The sequence below is a fragment of the Sphingomonas jejuensis genome (genome assembly GCF_011927695.1).
Classification (GTDB): Bacteria; Pseudomonadota; Alphaproteobacteria; order Sphingomonadales; family Sphingomonadaceae; genus Sphingomonas_K; species Sphingomonas_K jejuensis.
This window is the reverse complement of the sequence record NZ_JAATJE010000001.1, coordinates 1,236,630-1,256,398: the sequence shown is the minus strand read 5'-3', so window position 1 is coordinate 1,256,398 and position 19,769 is coordinate 1,236,630. Positions and strand designations below refer to the sequence as shown.

At 66.7% G+C, this 19,769-nt stretch carries 21 protein-coding genes and 1 tRNA gene; 9 read left to right on the top strand and 13 right to left on the bottom strand.

Going from position 1 to position 19,769, the window contains the following annotated elements; translation table 11 throughout:
• Nucleotides 1–68: 68 nt before the first annotated feature.
• Genes GGR88_RS06330 through GGR88_RS06315 form a run of 4 tightly spaced genes read left to right on the top strand, consistent with a single transcriptional unit; the run spans nt 69 to nt 5,319 of the window.
• Entirely contained in the window at nt 69–1,196 is a 1,128-nt protein-coding gene (locus GGR88_RS06330; protein WP_167954399.1) for an isovaleryl-CoA dehydrogenase, read from the top strand.
• A 2-nt stretch (nt 1,197–1,198) separates the two neighbouring features.
• Complete coding sequence (locus GGR88_RS06325; protein ID WP_167953722.1) at nt 1,199–2,800, top strand: carboxyl transferase domain-containing protein; 1,602 nt, start codon at nt 1,199–1,201, stop codon at nt 2,798–2,800.
• 58 nt (nt 2,801–2,858) lie between these two features.
• The gene (locus GGR88_RS06320) at nt 2,859–4,694 is read left to right on the top strand and encodes an acetyl/propionyl/methylcrotonyl-CoA carboxylase subunit alpha (protein ID WP_167953721.1); all 1,836 of its coding nucleotides are present in this window, start codon (nt 2,859–2,861) and stop codon (nt 4,692–4,694) included.
• Nucleotides 4,695–4,725: 31 nt separating this feature from the next.
• On the top strand, nt 4,726–5,319 hold the full coding sequence (locus GGR88_RS06315; protein WP_167953720.1) for an NADPH-dependent FMN reductase: 594 nt from the start codon (nt 4,726–4,728) through the stop codon (nt 5,317–5,319).
• On the opposite strand, the gene GGR88_RS06310 is transcribed toward GGR88_RS06315, so the two are convergent.
• Complete coding sequence (locus GGR88_RS06310) at nt 5,291–5,860, bottom strand: nucleotidyltransferase family protein (RefSeq protein WP_167953719.1); 570 nt, start codon at nt 5,858–5,860, stop codon at nt 5,291–5,293. The genes GGR88_RS06315 and GGR88_RS06310 overlap by 29 nt on opposite strands.
• Entirely contained in the window at nt 5,844–6,764 is a 921-nt protein-coding gene (locus GGR88_RS06305) for an XdhC family protein (protein ID WP_167953718.1), read from the bottom strand. Before GGR88_RS06305 ends, GGR88_RS06310 begins: the two co-directional genes overlap by 17 nt.
• Nucleotides 6,765–6,887: 123 nt before the next feature.
• On the opposite strand from GGR88_RS06305, the gene GGR88_RS06300 reads away from it, so the two are divergent.
• On the top strand, nt 6,888–7,892 hold the full coding sequence (locus GGR88_RS06300) for an aldo/keto reductase (RefSeq protein WP_167953717.1): 1,005 nt from the start codon (nt 6,888–6,890) through the stop codon (nt 7,890–7,892).
• A 27-nt stretch (nt 7,893–7,919) separates the two neighbouring features.
• On the opposite strand, the gene GGR88_RS06295 is transcribed toward GGR88_RS06300, so the two are convergent.
• Nucleotides 7,920–7,992, bottom strand: a tRNA-Lys gene (locus tag GGR88_RS06295).
• Nucleotides 7,983–8,498 (bottom strand): 2-amino-4-hydroxy-6-hydroxymethyldihydropteridine diphosphokinase, encoded by a 516-nt coding sequence (gene folK / locus GGR88_RS06290; protein ID WP_167953716.1) that lies wholly within the window; start codon nt 8,496–8,498, stop codon nt 7,983–7,985. The genes GGR88_RS06295 and folK overlap by 10 nt, the downstream gene beginning before the upstream one ends.
• Before the next feature lie 23 nt (nt 8,499–8,521).
• Between folK and GGR88_RS06285 the strand changes: the two genes are divergently transcribed.
• Nucleotides 8,522–9,178, top strand: a complete 657-nt coding sequence (locus tag GGR88_RS06285) for a uracil-DNA glycosylase (protein WP_167953715.1) — start codon at nt 8,522–8,524, stop codon at nt 9,176–9,178.
• A 58-nt stretch (nt 9,179–9,236) separates the two neighbouring features.
• The gene (locus GGR88_RS06280) at nt 9,237–9,821 is read left to right on the top strand and encodes a beta/gamma crystallin-related protein (protein ID WP_209023200.1); all 585 of its coding nucleotides are present in this window, start codon (nt 9,237–9,239) and stop codon (nt 9,819–9,821) included.
• 10 nt (nt 9,822–9,831) lie between these two features.
• On the opposite strand, the gene aguB is transcribed toward GGR88_RS06280, so the two are convergent.
• Genes aguB through GGR88_RS06265 form a run of 3 tightly spaced genes read right to left on the bottom strand, consistent with a single transcriptional unit; the run spans nt 9,832 to nt 12,520 of the window.
• Nucleotides 9,832–10,680 (bottom strand): N-carbamoylputrescine amidase, encoded by an 849-nt coding sequence (gene aguB, locus GGR88_RS06275; protein ID WP_167953714.1) that lies wholly within the window; start codon nt 10,678–10,680, stop codon nt 9,832–9,834.
• Between the two features lie 32 nt (nt 10,681–10,712).
• Nucleotides 10,713–11,531 carry a ThuA domain-containing protein gene (locus tag GGR88_RS06270; protein ID WP_167953713.1) on the bottom strand — a complete coding sequence of 273 codons (819 nt, stop codon included), beginning with the start codon at nt 11,529–11,531 and terminating at the stop codon, nt 10,713–10,715.
• Nucleotides 11,531–12,520: an agmatine deiminase family protein gene (locus tag GGR88_RS06265; RefSeq protein ID WP_167953712.1), complete on the bottom strand. Its 990-nt coding sequence runs from the start codon at nt 12,518–12,520 to the stop codon at nt 11,531–11,533. Before GGR88_RS06265 ends, GGR88_RS06270 begins: the two co-directional genes overlap by 1 nt.
• A gap of 224 nt (nt 12,521–12,744) precedes the next feature.
• Here GGR88_RS06265 and GGR88_RS06260 point away from each other — a divergent pair, with 224 nt between their 5' ends.
• Complete coding sequence (locus tag GGR88_RS06260) at nt 12,745–14,664, top strand: alpha/beta hydrolase family protein (RefSeq protein ID WP_342449732.1); 1,920 nt, start codon at nt 12,745–12,747, stop codon at nt 14,662–14,664.
• 171 nt (nt 14,665–14,835) lie between these two features.
• Here the strand turns inward: GGR88_RS06260 and rpsD are convergent, their stop codons facing one another.
• On the bottom strand, nt 14,836–15,447 hold the full coding sequence (gene rpsD / locus GGR88_RS06255; protein ID WP_167953711.1) for a 30S ribosomal protein S4: 612 nt from the start codon (nt 15,445–15,447) through the stop codon (nt 14,836–14,838).
• A gap of 851 nt (nt 15,448–16,298) precedes the next feature.
• Between rpsD and GGR88_RS06250 the strand changes: the two genes are divergently transcribed.
• Complete coding sequence (locus tag GGR88_RS06250; protein ID WP_167954396.1) at nt 16,299–16,601, top strand: chorismate mutase; 303 nt, start codon at nt 16,299–16,301, stop codon at nt 16,599–16,601.
• On the opposite strand, the gene GGR88_RS06245 is transcribed toward GGR88_RS06250, so the two are convergent.
• From GGR88_RS06245 to GGR88_RS06225, 5 genes are read right to left on the bottom strand one after another with little or no spacing between them, the layout of a single operon-like run.
• The gene (locus GGR88_RS06245) at nt 16,571–17,305 is read right to left on the bottom strand and encodes a TrmH family RNA methyltransferase (RefSeq protein ID WP_167953710.1); all 735 of its coding nucleotides are present in this window, start codon (nt 17,303–17,305) and stop codon (nt 16,571–16,573) included. The two genes, GGR88_RS06250 and GGR88_RS06245, sit on opposite strands and share 31 nt — an antisense overlap.
• The gene (gene nrdR / locus GGR88_RS06240; RefSeq protein WP_167953709.1) at nt 17,302–17,766 is read right to left on the bottom strand and encodes a transcriptional regulator NrdR; all 465 of its coding nucleotides are present in this window, start codon (nt 17,764–17,766) and stop codon (nt 17,302–17,304) included. The genes GGR88_RS06245 and nrdR overlap by 4 nt, the downstream gene beginning before the upstream one ends.
• Nucleotides 17,767–17,940 (bottom strand): hypothetical protein, encoded by a 174-nt coding sequence (locus GGR88_RS06235; RefSeq protein WP_167953708.1) that lies wholly within the window; start codon nt 17,938–17,940, stop codon nt 17,767–17,769.
• A gap of 7 nt (nt 17,941–17,947) precedes the next feature.
• Nucleotides 17,948–19,255, bottom strand: a complete 1,308-nt coding sequence (gene glyA / locus GGR88_RS06230; RefSeq protein ID WP_167953707.1) for a serine hydroxymethyltransferase — start codon at nt 19,253–19,255, stop codon at nt 17,948–17,950.
• Complete coding sequence (locus GGR88_RS06225) at nt 19,252–19,710, bottom strand: RpiB/LacA/LacB family sugar-phosphate isomerase (RefSeq protein WP_167953706.1); 459 nt, start codon at nt 19,708–19,710, stop codon at nt 19,252–19,254. The genes glyA and GGR88_RS06225 overlap by 4 nt, the downstream gene beginning before the upstream one ends.
• Nucleotides 19,711–19,769: the final 59 nt, after the last annotated feature.

Sequence of the window (19,769 nt, the reverse complement as noted above, 5' to 3'; positions counted from 1 at the left end):
ATCGGCGGCGCCGACAGGAGAGCCCGGTGGCACCCGATTTCGATTTCGCGCTCGGCGAAACCGCCGACATGATCCGCGACAGCACCCAGCGCTTCGCTGCCGATCGCATCCAGCCGATCGCGGCCAAGGTGGACGCCGAAGACTGGTTCCCGACCGACCTGTGGCCCGAGATGGGCGCGCTCGGCCTCCACGGGATAACGGTGGAGGAGGAGTGGGGCGGCCTCGGCCTCGGCTATCTCGACCATGTCGTGGCGATCGAGGAGGTCAGTCGCGCATCGGCATCGGTCGGGCTCAGCTACGGCGCGCACTCCAACCTGTGCGTCAACCAGATCCGCCGCTGGGCGACGGACGAGCAGAAGCGGAAATATCTGCCGAAGCTGATTTCCGGCGAGCATGTGGGATCGCTGGCCATGTCGGAGGCGGGCGCCGGGTCGGACGTCGTCGGCATGAAGCTGAGGGCCGAAGCGCGCGGCAATGACCGCTATGTGCTGAACGGCACCAAATTCTGGATCACCAACGCCGCCTATGCCGACACGCTGGTCGTCTATGCCAAGACCGGCGAGGGGAGCCGCGGCATCACCGCCTTCCTGATCGAGCGCGACATGGCGGGCTTCTCGATCGGTCAGAAGATCGACAAGGTCGGCATGCGCGGCAGCCCGACCGCCGAGCTGGTGTTCGAGGATTGCGAGGTCCCGGCCGAGAACATCATGGGGCCGCTGAACGGCGGCGCGGGTGTCCTGATGTCCGGCCTGGATTATGAGCGTGCGGTGCTGGCCGGGATCCAGCTGGGCATCATGCAGGCCTGCCTGGACGTGGTGCTGCCTTATGTGCGCGAACGCCGGCAGTTCGGCCGGCCGATCGGCGAGTTCCAGCTGATGCAGGCCAAGATCGCCGACATGTATGTCGCGCTGAATTCCGCCCGCGCCTATGTCTACGCGGTCGCCAAGAGCTGCGATGCGGGCAAGACGACGCGCTTCGATGCGGCCGGCGCGATCCTGCTTGCATCCGAAAATGCGGTGAAGGTCGCGCTGGAGGCGGTGCAGGCTCTGGGTGGGGCCGGATACACCAAGGACTGGCCGGTGGAGCGCTTCATGCGCGACGCCAAGCTGCTCGACATCGGTGCCGGCACAAACGAGGTGCGCCGAATGCTGATCGGGCGCGAGCTGATCGGCAAGCCCGACAAGGTGGCGCAGTAGCAGTGGCCGGACCCGTCCTGGACACGAAGCTGTCCCGCACCGACGCGACCTTCCAGGCCAATGCGGCGCACAACCGTGCCCTTGCCGATCAGTTGCGCGCCGATGTCGCCACGGCGGCGCGCGGCGGATCGGAGGCGGCACGGGCAAAGCACAGCGCCCGCGGGAAGCTGCTGCCGCGCGACCGGGTGGAAGGCCTGCTCGACCCGGGCTCTCCCTTCCTGGAGGTCGGGCAGCTGGCGGCGAACGGGCTTTACGACAACGAGGTGCCGGGGGCGGGCATCATCGCCGGCATCGGGCGGGTGTCCGGCCGCACCTGCATGATCGCGTGCAACGATGCGACGGTGAAGGGCGGAACCTATTACCCGCTAACGGTGAAGAAGCATCTTCGCGCGCAGGAGATCGCGCTCGAGAACCGGCTGCCGTGCATCTACCTGGTGGACAGCGGCGGCGCCAACCTTCCGCATCAGGCGGAGGTGTTTCCCGATCGCGATCATTTCGGCCGCATCTTCTACAACCAGGCGAACCTTTCCGCCCGTGGCATCCCGCAGATTGCCTGCGTGATGGGCAGCTGTACCGCCGGCGGCGCATACGTCCCCGCAATGTCAGACGAGACCGTGATCGTGCGCGAGCAGGGCACCATCTTTCTGGCGGGCCCGCCGCTCGTGCAGGCGGCGACCGGCGAGGTGATCTCGGCAGAGGATCTGGGCGGCGGCGACCTTCATGCCCGCCGATCGGGCGTCGTCGATCATCTGGCCGACAATGACGAGCACGCGCTGTCGATCGTCCGCGACATCATGGCGACGCTTCCGGCCGACATCGACCCGACCGTCGCGGTGCGGGACCCGCGTCCGCCACGCTACCCGGCCGACGATCTCTACGGCATCGTGCCGCAGGACGTCCGCGCGCCCTATGACGTGCGCGAGGTGATCGCGCGGATCGTCGACGGATCCGAACTGCACGAGTTCAAGGCGCTGTTCGGCACCACGCTGGTCTGCGGCTTTGCGCACATCCATGGCATTCCGGTCGCGATCCTGGCGAACAACGGCGTGCTGTTTTCCGAGGCCGCGCAGAAGGGCGCCCACTTCATCGAGCTCGCCTGCCAGCGACGCATTCCGCTGCTGTTCCTCCAGAACATCTCCGGCTTCATGGTCGGCGGCAAATATGAGGCGGAAGGCATTGCAAAGCATGGCGCAAAGCTGGTCACCGCGGTCGCGACCGCGCAGGTGCCGAAGATCACGGTGCTGATCGGCGGCAGCTTCGGCGCCGGGAACTACGGGATGTGCGGCCGCGCCTATCAGCCGCGTTTCCTGTTCAGCTGGCCCAATGCGCGCATCAGCGTGATGGGGGGTGAGCAGGCCGCGTCCGTGCTGGCGACGGTACACCGCGATGCCGCAACATGGTCCGCCGCGGACGCAGAAGCGTTCAAGGCACCCGTCCGGCAGAAATATGAGGATGAGGGCAACCCCTGGTACGCCACCGCGCGCCTGTGGGACGACGGGATCATCGATCCGGCGCAGACGCGCGACGTGCTGGGGATCGCGCTGGCGGCGAGCTTGAACGCTCCGTTTCCGGAGGCAGCCAAGTTCGGCGTGTTCCGGATGTGATGCTCCGCCAGCTATCGCCCCGACGATTTCGCGCGCACCCGAGTTTGGAAGAAACGCCATGATCCAGTCGCTCCTCATCGCCAATCGTGGCGAGATCGCGTGCCGCATCATCCGCACCGCATCGGCCATGGGCATCCGCACAGTGGCCGTCTTCTCGGACGCGGATGCCGACGCGCTGCACGTCCGCATGGCGGATCAGGCGATGCACATCGGCCCGGCGCCGGCGCGGGAAAGTTACCTGGTGGGCGACCGCATCATCGCCGCGGCGCGTGAGGCGCGGGCGGAGGCGATCCACCCGGGTTATGGCTTCCTGTCGGAGAACGCAGCCTTTGCGCAGGCCGTGATCGATGCCGGCATCGTCTGGGTGGGTCCGCGGCCGGCCTCGATCACCGCCATGGGGCTGAAGGACGCCGCAAAGGCGCTGATGCAGGAGGCGGGTGTCCCCGTGACGCCCGGCTATCTGGGGGCGGATCAGTCCCCCGAGCGGCTGCGGGCGGAGGCGGACGCCACAGGTTACCCGGTGCTGATCAAGGCAGTCGCGGGCGGCGGCGGAAAGGGCATGCGCCGCGTCGATGACGCGGGCGATTTCGCCGACATGCTGGCAGGCTGCAAGCGCGAGGCGGCGTCCTCGTTCGGCGACGATCGCGTGCTGATCGAAAAGTATATCCAGTCGCCGCGCCACATCGAGGTGCAGCTGTTTGGCGACACGCATGGCAACGTCGTCCACCTGTTCGAGCGCGATTGTTCCTTGCAGCGGCGCCATCAGAAGGTGATCGAGGAGGCACCCGCCCCGGGCATGGATGCGGAGACGCGCGCCGCGGTGTGTGGGGCGGCGGTGCAAGCGGCCCGTGCCGTCGATTATGTCGGTGCCGGCACGGTCGAGTTCATCGCCGACGCCTCCGACGGGCTTCGCGCCGACCGCATCTGGTTCATGGAAATGAACACGCGCCTGCAGGTGGAGCATCCGGTGACGGAGGCGATCACCGGCGTCGATCTGGTCGAATGGCAGCTTCGGATCGCATCGGGCGAGCGTTTGCCGGTCACCCAGGACGAGCTCACCATCCAGGGCCATGCGATCGAGGCGCGGCTTTATGCCGAAGACCCGGCCAAGGGCTTCCTGCCTTCGGTCGGCACGCTGGAGGCCTTCGACCTGGGCGACGACGTGCGGGTGGATACCGGCGTCGAGGAAGGCGCCGCCATCTCCCCCTTCTACGACCCGATGATCGCCAAGCTGATCGCGCATGGCAGCGACCGGAACGAGGCGCGCGAGCGGCTGGCCGATGCGCTGGACGAGGCGGTGGTGTGGCCGCTCCGCACCAATGCGGGCTTCCTGGTCGAGGCGCTCGACCATCCCGACTTCGTGAGCGGCGAGGTGGACACCGGTCTGATCGCGCGTGAAGGCGAGGCGCTGTTGCCGCCCGAGAGCCCGAGCGAGGAAGCGCTGGCGGCCGCTGCTGCCGCGGTGGCGGGAACGACGGGCTTTGCCGGCTTCAGGCTCAACGCGCCGCCGAGGACGGAAGGGCGCTTCCTCCTCGACGACCGGGCGGTCACGGTGGCGTTCGACCCGATCGACGAGCCGGCGACCGATGCGGTGCTTGTCACCGAGGGCGGGCAGACCTGGCGATTGTCGCCGTGGCGCGTCGCGGCCGGCGCGGGCGGGGCCGCCGCCGACGGCACCATCCTGGCGCCGATGCCCGGGCGCGTCACCGCGGTGGACGTCGCGTCCGGCATGGCGGTGACCAAGGGCCAGAAGCTGGTGACGCTGGAGGCCATGAAGATGGAGCATGGCCTGATCGCGCCCTATGACGGGACGGTCGCCGCAATGACCGTCGCGGCGGGCGACCAGGTGAGCGAGGGTGCGCTGCTGGTCCGGATCGAGGCGGCGGAGGGTTGATCGCGGCGGCGCGTCCGGCCATCTGGCGACCATGAGCAACGCGCCCTTCATCGTCGGCATCGGCGGCACCACCGGCGAAGGATCGGCCACGGAGTCCGCATTGCGCGTCGCGCTGGGATCGGCGGAACGACACGGCGCCCGCACCCGCCTGTTCGGTGGCGCGGCGCTGCAGGCGCTGCCCCATTATGTCCGCGGGGAGGAGAATGTCGCAGCCGAGCTGATCGAGGCCGTGCGCGCCGCCGACGGCCTGATCCTGGCAAGCCCGGGCTATCACGGGTCGATCTCCGGGCTGGTGAAGAACGCGGTCGACTATCTCGAGGCGACGTCGCGCGACGCCCGTGTCTATCTGGACGGGCTTCCTGTCGGGCTGATCGTCACCGCCTATGGCTGGCAGGCGACGGGATCGACGCTGGCGACCCTGCGGTCGATCGTCCACGCGCTTCGCGGCTGGCCGACGCCATTGGGCGCGGCCATCAAGTCGGAAGCCGGAATGTTCGACGGAGGCACCTGCCTCGACGCACCCGCCGCGGCGCAATTGTCGCTGGTCGGCGAACAGGTGGTCGAATTTTCCCGCCTGCGCCAGCGCGCGCCGGCGATCACCCGGACGGAAACGCCAGCCGGCTGAGCGCCGCCGGCGTATCCACATCGGCAAGCGTGCCCGCCGGTGCAGGCACGGGGAGGGCCGTCGCCAGCAGGTCGCGCGCGCCGCGATCGCCGCTGAGGCTCGCCAGCCGGTGCCGCATCCCCGCCCCGAACAGGGCAGGGGGGGAGCGGATGCCTGCGGCTTCCGAGGCGACCATGTCGGCATCGTACGCGATCATGGTGCGGAGGTGCGCCGCCGAGATCGCCGGCATGTCCGCCAGCGCGACAAGCGTACGGCCATCTCCGCCGAGGGCAGACGCGCCCAGCGCGATCGAGTGCCCCATGCCCGCGTCCGGATCGTCGTTCCGCACGATGGCGAAGCCGGCGTCTTCCAGGATGCCGGCTACCGCATCGCTGGCGCAGACGGCGACCAGGCGCCGGCAACCGAGCGAGGCCAGGGTGCGGGCGGCATGGAGCGCCAGCGGGAGCCCGTGAAAGGGCGCCAGCAGCTTGTCGTCGTCGCCGAAGCGGCGGGATCGTCCGGCCGCCAGCAGCAGGACGTCGACGTCAGCCGCGCTTGCCATTGAACGCCGCGACCATCGCCGATGCGATCGACAGGGCGATCTCGGCCGGCCCCAGCGCGCCGATGTCGAGACCGGCCGGACCGTCGATCCGGCCAAGATCGGCCTCGGATAGGCCGGCTGCGCGCAGACGCTCCAGCCGGGCGGTGTGGCTCCGCCGCGAGCCGAGGGCCGCGACATAGGCGGCGGGCGAGGCGAGCGCGGCGATCAGCGCTGGGTCGTCGATCTTCGTGTCGTGACTGAGCGTGACCACCGCGGTTGCGGCATCCGGTCGCCGCGACGCCACAGCATCGTCGGGCCAGCGATCGTCGCGTTCGACGCCGGGGAACCGCTCCTCCGTCAGGAAGCGGCCGCGCGGATCGATGACCGTGGGTATGATGCCGAGGGTGGCGGCAAGCTGTGCCAGCGACTGCGCGATCTGCACGGCCCCGATGATCAGAAGCCGCCGCGGCGGTGGGTAGCTGTTGACGAACTGCGCATCCTCCGCGCCCTCGCGGCTGATCCCTTCCGTCAGGTCGGTGCCCACGGCCAGGTTGCGTCCCTCCGCCCGCGCCTCCCGGATGCGGTCGAACAAAGCGGCATCGAAACCGCCTGGACCCACCGGCTGCACCAGCACCGCAATTTCGCCGCCACACGGCAGGCCCACTTCCCAGGCGGCTGCATCCTCGACCCCGAAGCGCAGCGTGCGCGGCCCGGCACCGGCGATCGCGTCCTCGGCCGCCGCCAGGATTTCGCCTTCCACGCACCCGCCGGACACCGATCCCTCGAACCGGCCATCGGTTGTGACCAGCATGTGGCTGCCGCGCGGGCGCGGCGCCGATCCCCATGTCGAGACGACGGTGGCGATCGCCATCGGCAGGCCGCGCCAGGCGTCTGCGGCATCAAGAATGCGATCAAGGTCGTTCATGGGGCATCTTCCGTCCGGGGCGGCAGGGGCGAGAGCCGCCGATCGTTCCCTTGCCCTAGAAGCTTGGGGATACCGGGGCAATCTGCGGGGTTCAGCAGGCGACATCTTCCCGGAAGGACGACCATGGCCGCCACACGTTACCGCCCGCCCCATGATTTCGGTCTCGGTGGCGTGGCGATCGGCAACGAGTTCGAGTTCGCGACGGACGAACAGGCGGAAGAAACGCTGGCTGCGGCATGGGACGCGGGCGTCCGCTATTTCGACGTCTCGCCCTGGTATGGCCTCGGCCTCGCCGAACGGCGCTTTGGCCGGTTCCTGGCCCGCAAGCCACGCGGCGAGTTCGTGATCTCGTCCAAGGTCGGCAAGCTGCTGCGCGCGTCGCGCGACAATGATGCGAAGACCTACTTCCCCTTCACCACCTCTCCGAACACGCCGCATTTCGACTACAGCGCGGACGGGGTGATCCGATCGATCGAGGACAGCCTGCAAAGGCTCGGGCTCGACCGCCTCGACATCGTGTTCGTGCACGACCTGTCGCCGGACAATGACTATCTGCCGGACGATTGGGAAGCGCTTTGGCCGATTGCGGAGAAAGGGGCCTTTCCGGCGCTCACGCGGCTTCGGGACGAAGGCGTGATCGACGGCTGGGGCATGGGCGTGAACTGCCCTCAGCCGATCCTACGCTGCCTGGAGGTCGCGGACAGCGACGTCCATCTGCTTGCCAGCCAATATTCGCTTGTCGACCATGACACCGCGGTGGAGGACGTGTTTCCGAAGGCACGCGAGAAGGGTGTCAGCTTTGTGGTGGGGTCTGCGCTGAACGCAGGCTTTCTGGGCGGTGCACCGCGCTTCAACTATGGTCCGGACAACAGCATCATTCCCGCCGACAAGCGGGAGAAGCTCGGGCGGCTGAAGGAGGTCGCAGCGCGCCACGGCGTCGATATGGTCGCGGCCGCCCTGCAGTTCAGCCTCGCGCCGGATGTCGCGTCTTCGCTTCTGGTGGGGACGGCAAAGCCGCTCCACATGCTCGCCGACCACGCCGCGTTGCAGGCCAAGATCCCGGCGGACTTCTGGCAGGAGTTGCGTTCGGCGGGCGTCATCCACCCGGACGCGGCGGTCCCGGGCTGATCGGGGCAAAGGATGCGGTGCGTGGGGTGGGCTCGCCGGGGTTCGAACCCGGGACCTACAGATTAAAAGTCCGTCGCTCTACCGACTGAGCTACGAGCCCCCTGGGCAGGCGCGACCCCTATGTTTCGGGCGCGGCGCGGTCAACCGTCGGTAAAGGTGCCGCACGCTCAAGCCGCTGACCGGGTGGCGCCATTGCGCAGCGATCTCGCTGAGCGGCTGGAGCACGAACGCCCGTGCCGCCGCGCCCGGATGGGGAACGAAAAGCCCTGGCGATTGCCACGTGCCGCCCGACCAAAAGATGATGTCGAGGTCGAGCACCCGCTGCCCCCAGCGGCGGCCCCGGCGGCGTCCAAACTGGCCTTCCAGGCGCTTCAGGCCGCAAAGCATGGCGGGCGGATCGAGGCTGCTGCGGACAAGCACGGCGGCATTGGCGAAGTCGCGCCCCGCCGGTCCCATCGCCGCGCTGCGGATGATGGTGGAGCGCCTTTCCACCTCTCCCACTGTTGAGAGTGCCACCATCGCCGCAGCGACCACGTCACCCGGCAGCCCGTGGCGATGGTGCCTACGGTTGGATCCGATCGCGACGAGGTAGCTTGTGACGGGCACGTCCAAGCGCCTACGGCGTCGCGATGATCGCCGATAGTCCCCTGGCGCGGACGGAGCCGCCGCACGATTGCCCCCGCTGTCCGCGCCTCGTCGCGTTCAGACACGCCCTTCGCATCGAATATCCCGACTGGTGGAACGCCCCGGTGCCGGCACTCGGCGATCCCGACGCCTGGCTGGCGATCGTCGGCCTTGCCCCGGGAAAACATGGTGCCAATCGGACCGGCCGTCCGTTCACCGGCGACCATGCCGGAGTCCTGTTGTTCGAAACGCTGGGCGCGTTCGGCCTGGCGACCGGACGGTACGACGCGCGACCCGACGACGGGCTGCGCCTGACGGGTGCGGCGATCATCAACGCCGTCAAGTGCCTGCCCCCCGAGAACAAGCCAATGCCGGAGGAGATTGCGACCTGCAGGCCCTTCCTGGCGGCGCAGTTGGCCGTCCTGGAGAAGGTACGAGTGATCGTCCCGCTCGGCCAGATCGCGCACCAGTCCACGCTGCGCCTGCTGGGTGAGCGGGTATCGGCCTTCCGCTTCGGGCACGGCGCCGAACATCGCCTGTCGGATGGGCGGGTGATGATCGATAGCTATCACTGCTCCCGCTACAACCAGAACACCGGGCGACTGACACCGGAGATGTTCCGGGCGGTGTTCGCCCGCGCGCTGGAGATGCGCCAGAGCTGAGGCTTGCATCCATTGCCGGACAGGCGGATGATGCGCGCGCCAGGCCGGGAGATGATCGATGCGCACGATCGGACTTGCTGTTCTCGCCCTCTTGCTGACCGGCCCGGCGGCCGCGCAGGATGAACGTTTTGCCCGACCACCCGGACAGGCGGAAGCCATCATCTACCGCGATCTCGGCTATCGCGGACCCGCCGTGAACGTTTCCGAGCCGCAGCGGAACCTGGGCCTGTCCTGGTCCGTGTCCAGCATCCGCGTGCAGAGCGGCGAATGGCAGCTTTGCGACGAGGTCAACTTCGGCGGGCGGTGCACCACCATCGATCGCAGCACGCCCGTGCTGGTGCCGTCGCGGCGCCTGCGCTCGATGCGTCCGCTGGGGGAGCAGGGCGGCGGCGGCGGTGCCGTTCAGCCCGGTCGCGGCACGTCCCTGCGCGGCATGGCGGCCGAGTTCTTCCCCGCGCCGCAGGAAGGGCGTTATCGGGTCGAAGCGTGCGCCCGGTCACCGGCGAACGCCGGATGCGCGGCGCGGACGGCGGACACCTTCTGCACCGCCCGCGGCTGGAGCGGATCCGCGCGCGAAGCGATGGAGACGGTGGGGCGGCGCATCTATCTGGCCGACGTGCTGTGCACGCGGACCGGACGGTAGCCGCCGCTGCTCAGACGTCCTCGACCAAACGCCCGTAAAGTTCCGGCCGCCGGTCGCGGAAGAAGCCGAACGCGGCGCGGTGACGCCTGACGCGAGGAAGGTCGAGCGTTGCGGTGATCACGCCCGTTTCCTCGCGACCGAGCTCGGAAAGGATGTCACCACGCTCATCACAGATAAAGCTGGTGCCGTAGAAGGTCTGCCCGTGCTCCACGCCCACCCGGTTCGCGGCGACAACGGGGACCACGTTCGAGACCGCATGCCCGACCATGGCGCGTCGCCACAGCCGCGCCGTGTCAAGCGAGGTGTCATGCGGCTCCGACCCGATGGCCGTGGGATAGAACAGCACCTCTGCCCCCATCAGCATCATCGCGCGGGCCGTCTCCGGATACCACTGGTCCCAGCACACGCCGACGCCGATCCGCGTTGACGGCCCGTCCCAAACCTTGAAGCCGGTGTTGCCCGGCCGGAAATAGAATTTTTCCTCATATCCCGGCCCATCGGGAATGTGGCTCTTCCGGTAGACACCCGCGACGCGGCCGTCCGGGCCGACCATCGCCAGGCTGTTGTAGTGATGGGGGCCATCCGCTTCGAAGAAGCTCGTGGGGATGTAGACGCCCAATTCCGCCGCCAGGCCCTGCATGGCGAGGACCGCCCGGTGCTCGCCCACGGGCTTAGCGTTGGCGAAGAGCCCCTCGTCCTCGACCCGGCAGAAATACTCACCCTCGAACAGCTCGGGCGGCAGGATGACCTGCGCGCCGCGTGCCGCAGCCTCGCGCACCAGCGCGGTGACGTTCCTGATATTCTCCTCGACGTCAGCGGAGAAGGCGAGCTGGAGCGCGGCGACGGTGATCTCGGTCATGTCCGCGCATGTAGGGCGAAGGGGAGGGCGCCTCAACCGCCCTGCGGTTCCAGTGCCCAGCGCATCGCGTTGGTGAGGATCCGCCGATAGGTGGGATCGTCATAGGCCTCCGGTGTATGGCCCAGCGCCGAATAGACGACGCGTCCGGCGACGTTCGGATTGATCCAGATGACGGGATGGTCGCCGCCCATGGCCAGGTCCGGACCGGGGCGATAGCTGCCCTCGTCGATCCGGGCGAGCACCTGCATGCCGCGCGCGGCCGGGCTCCCGTCGAAGCTGTACCATTCGTCGCGCGGCTGCCAGCCGGGCGCCACGCCGGCGAGGATCGGATGATCGGCCTGGGCCGGGACCAACAGGGCTGGCTGGACATGATCCGCGCCGCCGGGATGCCCGATGAAGCGCGTGCCCACGATTGTGTCGCGGTACCAGCGATCGTCCTGGCTGCCGTCACCGGCGGCATGAAGCGCGACCACGCCGCCGCCCGCATCCACGAACCGGCGGAACGCCGCCATCTGCGCGACGTCGAGGAAGTTGCCACTGGCGCTGTTCAGGACGACCAGGGACACGCGGCCTAGCTGCGCGTCGTTGAAGACGGCGCCGTTCTCCGTCACGAAGGCGGGGCGGCCAAGTGCGCGCGCGATGTCGGACAACACCCGGTTGGAATGCGGGATATGTTCGATGTGCCGCCACCCGTTGGTCTTGGACACGATCAGGACGAGATCGCGGGCACCTTCGGGAAGCGTCGGGGGTTCAGCGTCGATGACAGGTTCCGGCAGGTGCGGATCGGCAGGCGTCCGGGTCTCCGCAGGCTGCGCCAGCGCCATCAGCGCAAGCGCCGCCACGCGAAGCATCACAGGGATGGGCCCTGCTGGCTGATGCAGTGGAAGCTGCCGCCGCCCGTCAGCACATGGTCGGCGCGCAGTCCCACCGCGCGGCGCCCGGGGAACAGCGCACCGATCGCCGCAACCGCCGCGTCGTCCGATGCCGTGCCGTAGATCGGCACGACCACGGCCGCATTGCCGATGTAGAAGTTCATGTAGGAGGCGGCGACCGGCTCTCCCTCATCCTCGATCAGACCGGGGGAGGGGATGCGCACCAGATCGATGCCTGACGCCGCGACGCGGCGCGCGGCGTCCTCATACACGGCCGCGTTCGGATCGTCGGGTGTCGATGCGATCGGAAGCACGATCCGCCGTTCGCCGACAAAGCGCGCGAGATTGTCGACGTGACCGTCCGTGTGATCGCCGGCAAGGCCGTCGCCCAGCCACAGGATCTCCGTCAGTCCCAGATCACCTCTTAGCCGAGCTTCGATCTCGTGCCGCTCCAGCGACGGGTTGCGGTTGGGGTTGAGCAGGCACTGCTCCGTGGTCACCGCCAGCCCCGCACCGTCGACGTCGATCGCGCCGCCCTCCAGCACCCAATGGCATCGACGCACGGGCAGGTCAGCCGCCTTGGACAGGCGAAGCCCGACATCGTCGTCGCCATCCAGCCGGTATTTGTCGCCCCAGCCATTGAAGAGGAAGGATCGCGCCTCGCGCACATCGCCGTCAGACACCAGGATCGGACCGGTGTCGCGCAGCCAGATGTCTCCGAACGGTTGCACCTCGATCGCGGCGGCGGCGCCGACCAGCGCCTCTGCGGCGCGGGCGGCCTCATCGTTCGCGCAGACCAGATGCACCCGCTCCCCCGCGCCGTCGGCATGGACGGCGCGCGCGAAGGCGGCGACCTCCTCCTGTGCGGGGATCAGGTCGTCCTCCCACAGGTTGGCGTGGCTCGGGAAGCCGATCCACACCCAGTCGTGCGGTGCCCATTCGGGAGGCTGGCGGAGAAGGGTGGTCATGCCGTGGCTCATGCCGAGCACGGGAGTTTGACGCAAGGCGATCCTCTTCAGAGACCTCAATGCTGTCAGCGTCCGCTGAAGCCTCTGAGCATCGCGGCAACTTACTTTCTAAAAAAATACCGATAGACTAGTTCTAGATTATACCTTGGGGGGGGAAGGTGATTAGATTTGTCAAGTTGATCGGCGTTGGCGCTTGGGCTGTCTCAATCACGATTGCGCCCGTGGTGGCGCAATCTGAGAACACCATCGCACGGGACGCCGAGCGCTTCGGCGCGCGCGAACATATCGAACACATCAGCCTGTCACCTGACGGTTCGCAGGTGGCGATGGTTGTTCCGGGCTCCACTGGCGACGGGACGATCGTGCAAGTCGCTAATCCCATTGAGGGCGGAGCACCGCGTTCGGTGATGCGGCTGGATGGCGCCAATGGTCGCGTTATCAGTTGCGCATGGCCCACCGACACGCGGATCATCTGCAACATACACCTCATCGTGGGGCCGGACAGGCTCAGCTTCACGCGTGTGGTTTCTTTCAATCGCGATGGCAGCGATGTTCAACTGCTCAGTCAGCGCCCTGGAGCCAACGCACTTGGATTGATGCAGAACGGCGGACGTGTACTCGATCTTCTGAATGGCACGGGCAACGGCGCGATCCTCATGACGCGGCAGTACATTCCCGAGGGCGGTAGCGGAACGCGCATGGTCGAAAGTCGTCGAGGGCTTGGTGTCGACCGTGTCGATGTCGTCTCAGGGCGACGGACGGTGGTCGAACAGCCTGTCCGGAACCTGGCTGAATATATCAGCGATGGGCAAGGCCGCATTAGGGTTCGTGGCATCTTTGAAGAACGAGATGGCATTATCGGCAGAACCCTGACCTACCAGTACCGTCCCGCTGATGGCGGTAGCTGGCGGCCTCTTGCGACCTATGACCTGGATGATGAAACCGGCTTCAACCCCTTGGCGGTCGATCCCACCAGCAACATGGTCTATGGACTGGAGAAGATTGACGGGCGCCAGGCTTTGTGGCGGATCGCACTGGATGGTACCGGGCGGCGCGAGATGGTCCTCTCGCATCCGCAGGTTGACATTTCCGGTGTGATCCAGACCGGGCGAAACGCCAGGATCGTCGGGGCGACTTACGTCACGGATCGACGACAAGCGGAGATGTTCGATCCTGAGTTGAAGATACTGAACCAATCACTTGGCCGCGCATTGCCAAACAGTCCGATCGTATCGTTCGTCGGTGCAAGCGCAGATGAGTCATCGTTGCTGCTTTTTGCCGGCAGCGACAATGATCCCGGACGGTATTTCCTTTACAAGAAGTCTCAGCGTGAACTCATCGAAGTGATGCCTTCGCGTCCGCAACTCGAAGGCGTGGCGTTGGCCCGGGTGCAGCATGTCACATTTCCTGCGGCAGACGGCACCCAAATACCCGGTTACTTGACGTTGCCGCCGGGAAGCGATGGACGTGACCTCCCGGCGATTGTGCTTCCGCATGGCGGACCGGGTTCGCGGGACGAGTGGGGGTTTGACTGGCTGTCGCAATTCTTGGCTGCGCGCGGGTATGTCGTTCTGCAGCCGAACTTTCGCGGTTCGACGGGCTATGGCGACTCGTGGTTCCAGAACAATGGATTTAGATCCTGGCGAACAGCCATCGGAGACGTCAACGACGGGGGACGATGGCTGATATCGCAGGGTATAGCCGACGCAAACCGCCTTGCGATTATGGGTTGGAGTTACGGTGGCTACGCCGCATTGCAATCGGCGGTGCTCGACCCGGATCTGTTCAAGGCGATCGTCGCCGTTGCGCCGGTCACCGATCTGGAGGTGCTGCGCAGCGAGGCACGCGGCTTCACCAACTCCGCTCGTGTGGATGCTTTCATCGGCCGCGGTCCGCACATCGCGGAAGGATCACCTGCGCGGCACGCCGAGCGCATCCGGGCTCCCGTGATGCTGGTGCATGGCACGCTTGATCAGAATGTCGGCGTCGGACAGTCCCGCTTGATGCAGCGTTCGTTGCAAACGGCAGGCAGAAATCCGGTTTATCTAGAATTCGATGGGCTAGATCATTACCTTGTCAGCAACACCGCGCGTCAGCGCATGCTTCAAGATGTCGACGGGTTCCTGGCCGCATCAATGCGCTAGCCGGCGCGAGATGGCTTGCTTGAGCCGACTGCGGAGTTCGACGTCAAAAGGCAGGTTGGAACAAAGAAGGGCGCCTCGCATCGAGGCGCCCTTCCGGGTTCTTGATGGTGGGATCCGCTTCTATATTGAGCGGCCAAGGCTGAAGCTTTTGGAAGCCGCCTCACCCCATCATCAGCGCGAGTAGAACTCGACCACCAGATTTGGCTCCATCTTCACCGGATAGGGCACCTCATCCAGCGTCGGAACGCGGGTGAATGTCACCTTGGCGCCGTCGGCTGCGATATAGTCGGGCACTTCGCGCTCGGACAGGCTCTGCGCCTCGAGCACCAGCGCCATTTCCTGCGCCTTGGTGCCCAGCGTGATCTCGTCGCCCGGCTTCACCAGTCGCGATGCGATGTTGCACTTCACGCCGTTCACGCGGACATGGCCGTGGCTGACCAGCTGGCGCGCAGACCAGATCGTCGGCGTGAACTTGGCGCGGTAGACGATCGCGTCAAGGCGACGCTCCAGCAGACCGATCAGGTTCTGCGAGGTGTCGCCCTTCATGCGGCTTGCCTCGGTGTAGTTCTTCTTGAACTGCTTTTCCGTGATGTCGCCGTAATAGCCCTTCAGCTTCTGCTTGGCGCGCAGCTGAATGCCAAAGTCGGACACCTTGCCCTTGCGGCGCTGGCCATGCTGACCGGGGCCGTACTCACGCTTGTTGACCGGGCTCTTCGGGCGACCCCAGATGTTCTCGCCCATCCGGCGGTCGAGCTTATACTTGGCGCTGGTGCGCTTCGTCATGTTCTGTCCTTGATTGCTACAGACGTTGGTCCCGGTCTCGCCGCTTGCGTGCCAGGGCACGGGCGGGCCACCGCTTCACCGGGGTGCGGAGCCAATCGCGAAGGGCGCGCCTATGGCTGACAGGCGCGCGCAGGTCAAGCTTGTGTGGAAGCGGATCAGTTGGGGGAAGAAATCGTTCGTCCCAAGCTGCCCCGGTTTACGCGCTGCTGCTCGCGATCGCTTGCCTCCCACTCTGCAACCGTTCGACAAACACGTTGGCTGGTGATGCGTGAGGAGGTCGATCCCACTCTGCGGCAAACCTGTCGCTGTGCGACCGGCTCAGTCGGATTGGCAGTATGATCGGCATCTGCCGTCTGAGCAGCGACCGTAAGGAGAAGAGCAAAAAACATTGTGAAGCATCCCTTCTGAAGACCGTCAAATATCCATTTGCCGACTGAGGCCGAGCAGACCAAGCGAGCGCTTAGGCAACTTTCTTCGAAATCATCTTCCTCTATCGCTGCAAGCAATTGTGCAGATTATCTTGATGGGATGGCTCCGCCCCCCCGGCAAACTGTCTTGGCCACACCGCAAGTTCGGGCGCTCTGTGGCCTCCCGCTGAACCGCAGTCTCGCAAACAAGTCGGGTCTGCAGGCGCGATTCTGTCACCGGAACAGGCCTACATATCTAAGCTTCATCTGTTGCCCCAGTCGAAGATAAAGGGGTGGGGTTTAGCCCGTTTTATAATAACAGCCCAAGAAGCATTGGATTCTCAATCGATTACCAAGCGTAAATATGTATCATAAGCGCGGTGATCGCAACCTTTAAGGTCGGCATCCTTGTGGCTGACGCTCGGGCCCCATAAGCCATGGCCGATGCAAAAGAACCTCGATCCCCACGAATGCCGCACCATGTCTGAGGTCCGCCAGGGCGTCGACGCTGTCGACCGTGCATTGGTGGAGCTTCTGGACCGTCGTTTCGGCTACATGCGGGCCGCGGCGCGCATCAAGCCGGATCGTGCTGCCGTCCGCGACGAAGCCCGAAAAGCGCAGGTGATCGACAATGTCCGCGCGCGCGCCGAAGCGGCGGGCATCCCCTCAGACGCCATCGCGGCGATGTGGGAGACGCTGGTCGAGGCCTCGATCGCCTACGAGCTGGAGGCGTTCGACCGGCGTTGACGCCGCCCGGACAGGCAGGTCAGCACCCCGCGCATCGTTCTGACCTCGTTGCTGCTCCAGCCGGGCTTGGTGAGGACGGAGCGCAGATTGCGTTTCGTCACATGCGCGCGGTCGATCGGCTCGAAATAGCCTTCGGGCTCCAGCAAGCCCTCCAGATGATCGTAGAGCCCGTCGAGCTCCGCCTGCGGCGCGGGCGGATCGAGCGGGATCGCGGACGGCTGCGCCAGCGCGGCGCCCCGCGACCATTCGTAAGCGACGATGACGACCGCCTGCGCCAGGTTGAGCGAGCCGAACTCCGGATTGATCGGCACCGTCAGTATGGTGCGCGCGACGGCCACGTCCTCGGTCTCAAGCCCCGATCGCTCGGGACCGAACAGGATCGCGGAGCGGCCCGCCTCGGCCCGCATCGCCGCCGCCGCAGCCTCCGGCGTCATGACAGGCTTTATCAGTCCGCGCCGGCGCACGGTGGTGGCAAAGACATGGGCGCAGTCGGCGGTGGCAGCCGCCACGCTGTCGAAGACCGCGGCCTGCTCCAGCACCATGTCGGCGCCCGATGCGGCGGGACCCGCTGCCGGGTTGGGCCAGCCGTCGCGCGGGCTGACAAGCCGCAGGTCAACCAGGCCGAAGTTCAGCATGGCGCGCGCCGCCTTGCCGATATTCTCGCCCAGCTGCGGGCGAACAAGAACGATCACGGGGGCAGTCACGCGGCGCGTCCCGCCTCCGACACGTTGCCCGCGAACTCCTCGAAGTCGCGTGCCTCGGTGAAATCCTTGTAGACGCTGGCGAAGCGGATGTAGGCGACGGTGTCCAGGCCCTTCAGCCCGTCCATCACCATCTCGCCAATGCGCTTGGCCTCCACCTCGCCCTCGCCACCGGTCTCCAGCTGACGCTGGATGCCGGACAGCAGCCGTTCGATCCGGACGGGGTCGATGTTGCGCTTCGAGCACGCGATTGCGACCGACCGGGCGAGCTTGTCCCGGTCGAACACCTCGCGGCGGTTCTCGCTCTTCACAACGGTGAGTTCGCGAAGCTGAATGCGTTCGAATGTGGTGAAGCGGGCGGCGCAGCCCTCGCACTGCCGCCGCCGCCGGATGGCCGCGCCGTCCTCGGACGGGCGGCTGTCCTTTACCTGGCTGTCTTCATGTCCGCAGAACGGGCAGCGCATTCAGACCCGCTTGTTCCGCTTCGAATAGGCATAGGCCGCGCCGGCGAGTGCACCGAAGATCGGCCCGACGACGGGTACGGGAATGGCGACGACGGCGCCAAGCGCGCTCCACTTCGCCATGCTCTTGCCCAGGCCAGGCTGGCTGCGGATGTTGTTCTGGATGTCGTCGATCATGTCGGCCTCACTGATAGATGGGGAAACGCTCGCACAATGCACGAACGCGCTGCCGCACATCCTTCTCCACCGCGGCGTCGCCATGTTCACCCGCTCGCGACAGGCCGTCCAGCACGTCGGCGACCAGGTCGCCGATCTCCCGGAACTCGGCAGGGCCGAAGCCGCGCGTGGTCCCGGCAGGCGATCCGACGCGAATGCCGCTCGTCTTGATCGGCGGCAACGGGTCGAAGGGAACGCCGTTCTTGTTGCAGGTGATGCCCGCGCGCTCCAGCGCCTCGTCCGCATCGCGGCCCGTCACGCCCAGCGGGCGGAGGTCGACGAGCGCCAGGTGCGTGTCGGTGCCGCCCGCGACCAGATCGGCCCCGCGCTCCTTCAACCGCGCGGCAAGCACCTTGGCGTTCTCCACCACGGCGGCGATATAGCCACGGTAGTCGGGTCGCAGCGCCTCACCGAAAGCCACCGCCTTGGCGGCGACGGCATGCATCAGCGGTCCGCCCTGAAGCCCGGGGAAGACGGCCGAGTTGATCTTCTTTGCGATCGCCTCGTCATTGCAGAGGATCATGCCGCCGCGCGGGCCGCGCAGCGTCTTGTGCGTGGTGGTGGTGACGACATGCGCATGGGGCAGGGGCGACGGGTGGAGGCCGCCCGCAACGATCCCGGCGAAATGCGCCATGTCGACGAGGAACAGCGCGCCGACATCGTCCGCAATCTGCCGGAAGCGCGCGAAATCGATCACGCGCGGATAGGCGGAGCCTCCGGCGATGATCAGCTGCGGCCGGCTTTCCTTGGCGAGCCGCTCGACCTCGTCATAGTCGATCAGCTGGTCCTCGCGACGCACGCCATATTGGACCGCGTTGAACCACTTGCCCGACATCGCCGGCTTTGCGCCGTGCGTCAGGTGGCCACCGGCATCCAGCGACATGCCCAGGATGGTGTCGCCCGGCTTGGTGAGCGCCAGCATCACCGCGCCGTTGGCCTGCGCACCAGAATGCGGCTGCACATTGGCGAAGCCGCAGTCGAACAGCTGCTTGGCCCGCTCGATCGCCAGCGTCTCGACAATGTCGGACGGCCCGCAGCCCTGATAGTAGCGCTTGCCGGGGTAACCTTCGGCATATTTGTTCGTGAAGATCGAACCCTGCGCCTCCAGCACGGCGCGCGATACGATGTTCTCCGACGCGATCAGCTCGATCTGATATTGTTCGCGTTCCAGCTCGGCGGCGACGCCGGCCGCCACGTCCGGATCGATCGTGGCGAGATCGTCGGTGAAGAAGCCCAGCGGCTGCTGGGGAAAAGCGGAGGCGGCGTTGCTGCTCATGCGGCGGGCTCCTGCAGGATGGGGTGGGAAAGCTGGTCGACGCGCGCCGTGTGGCGATCGCCCAGAAAATTGGTGGTGAGAAAGGCGTCGAGGCAGGCCTTGGCCATCTCCAGGCCGATCAGACGGGCGCCCATGGCGATCACGTTCGCGTCGTTGTGGCTGCGGGCCAGCCGGGCCGACAGCGGCTCGGACACCAGCGCGCAGCGGCACGCAGGGTCACGGTTGACCGCGATCGCGATGCCGATGCCCGATCCGCACAGCGCGACACCGAACCGGCCTTCCCCCGCGGCAACGGCGCGGGCGAGGCGGTATCCGTAATCTGGATAATCGACCGAACGTTCGTCATCGGGGCCAAGATCCACCACGTCGTGCCCGGCGCTTCGCAGCCAGTCGGCCAGGTCCGCCTTCAATCGGACGGCGGCATGATCGGACGCGATGACGATGCGCTGTGACATGGTGACGGTCGGCTCTTGGACTCGGGTGACGTGATGCGGCAGGCTCTAAGCGCTCGGAC

Bases quoted from the DNA above. Each gene is read 5' to 3' on its own strand.
- GGR88_RS06330 (WP_167954399.1), top strand. From the start codon at position 69: ATGATCCGCGACAGCACCCAGCGCTTCGCTGCCGATCGCATCCAGCCG.
- GGR88_RS06320 (WP_167953721.1), top strand. From the start codon at position 2,859: ATGATCCAGTCGCTCCTCATCGCCAATCGTGGCGAGATCGCGTGCCGC.
- GGR88_RS06315 (WP_167953720.1), top strand. From the start codon at position 4,726: ATGAGCAACGCGCCCTTCATCGTCGGCATCGGCGGCACCACCGGCGAA.
- GGR88_RS06310 (WP_167953719.1), bottom strand. From the start codon at position 5,860: ATGGCAAGCGCGGCTGACGTCGACGTCCTGCTGCTGGCGGCCGGACGA.
- GGR88_RS06305 (WP_167953718.1), bottom strand. From the start codon at position 6,764: ATGAACGACCTTGATCGCATTCTTGATGCCGCAGACGCCTGGCGCGGC.
- GGR88_RS06300 (WP_167953717.1), top strand. From the start codon at position 6,888: ATGGCCGCCACACGTTACCGCCCGCCCCATGATTTCGGTCTCGGTGGC.
- GGR88_RS06285 (WP_167953715.1), top strand. From the start codon at position 8,522: ATGATCGCCGATAGTCCCCTGGCGCGGACGGAGCCGCCGCACGATTGC.
- GGR88_RS06280 (WP_209023200.1), top strand. From the start codon at position 9,237: ATGCGCACGATCGGACTTGCTGTTCTCGCCCTCTTGCTGACCGGCCCG.
- aguB (WP_167953714.1), bottom strand. From the start codon at position 10,680: ATGACCGAGATCACCGTCGCCGCGCTCCAGCTCGCCTTCTCCGCTGAC.
- GGR88_RS06270 (WP_167953713.1), bottom strand. From the start codon at position 11,531: ATGCTTCGCGTGGCGGCGCTTGCGCTGATGGCGCTGGCGCAGCCTGCG.
- GGR88_RS06265 (WP_167953712.1), bottom strand. From the start codon at position 12,520: ATGACCACCCTTCTCCGCCAGCCTCCCGAATGGGCACCGCACGACTGG.
- rpsD (WP_167953711.1), bottom strand. From the start codon at position 15,447: ATGACGAAGCGCACCAGCGCCAAGTATAAGCTCGACCGCCGGATGGGC.
- GGR88_RS06250 (WP_167954396.1), top strand. From the start codon at position 16,299: ATGCAAAAGAACCTCGATCCCCACGAATGCCGCACCATGTCTGAGGTC.
- nrdR (WP_167953709.1), bottom strand. From the start codon at position 17,766: ATGCGCTGCCCGTTCTGCGGACATGAAGACAGCCAGGTAAAGGACAGC.
- GGR88_RS06235 (WP_167953708.1), bottom strand. From the start codon at position 17,940: ATGATCGACGACATCCAGAACAACATCCGCAGCCAGCCTGGCCTGGGC.
- glyA (WP_167953707.1), bottom strand. From the start codon at position 19,255: ATGAGCAGCAACGCCGCCTCCGCTTTTCCCCAGCAGCCGCTGGGCTTC.
- GGR88_RS06225 (WP_167953706.1), bottom strand. From the start codon at position 19,710: ATGTCACAGCGCATCGTCATCGCGTCCGATCATGCCGCCGTCCGATTG.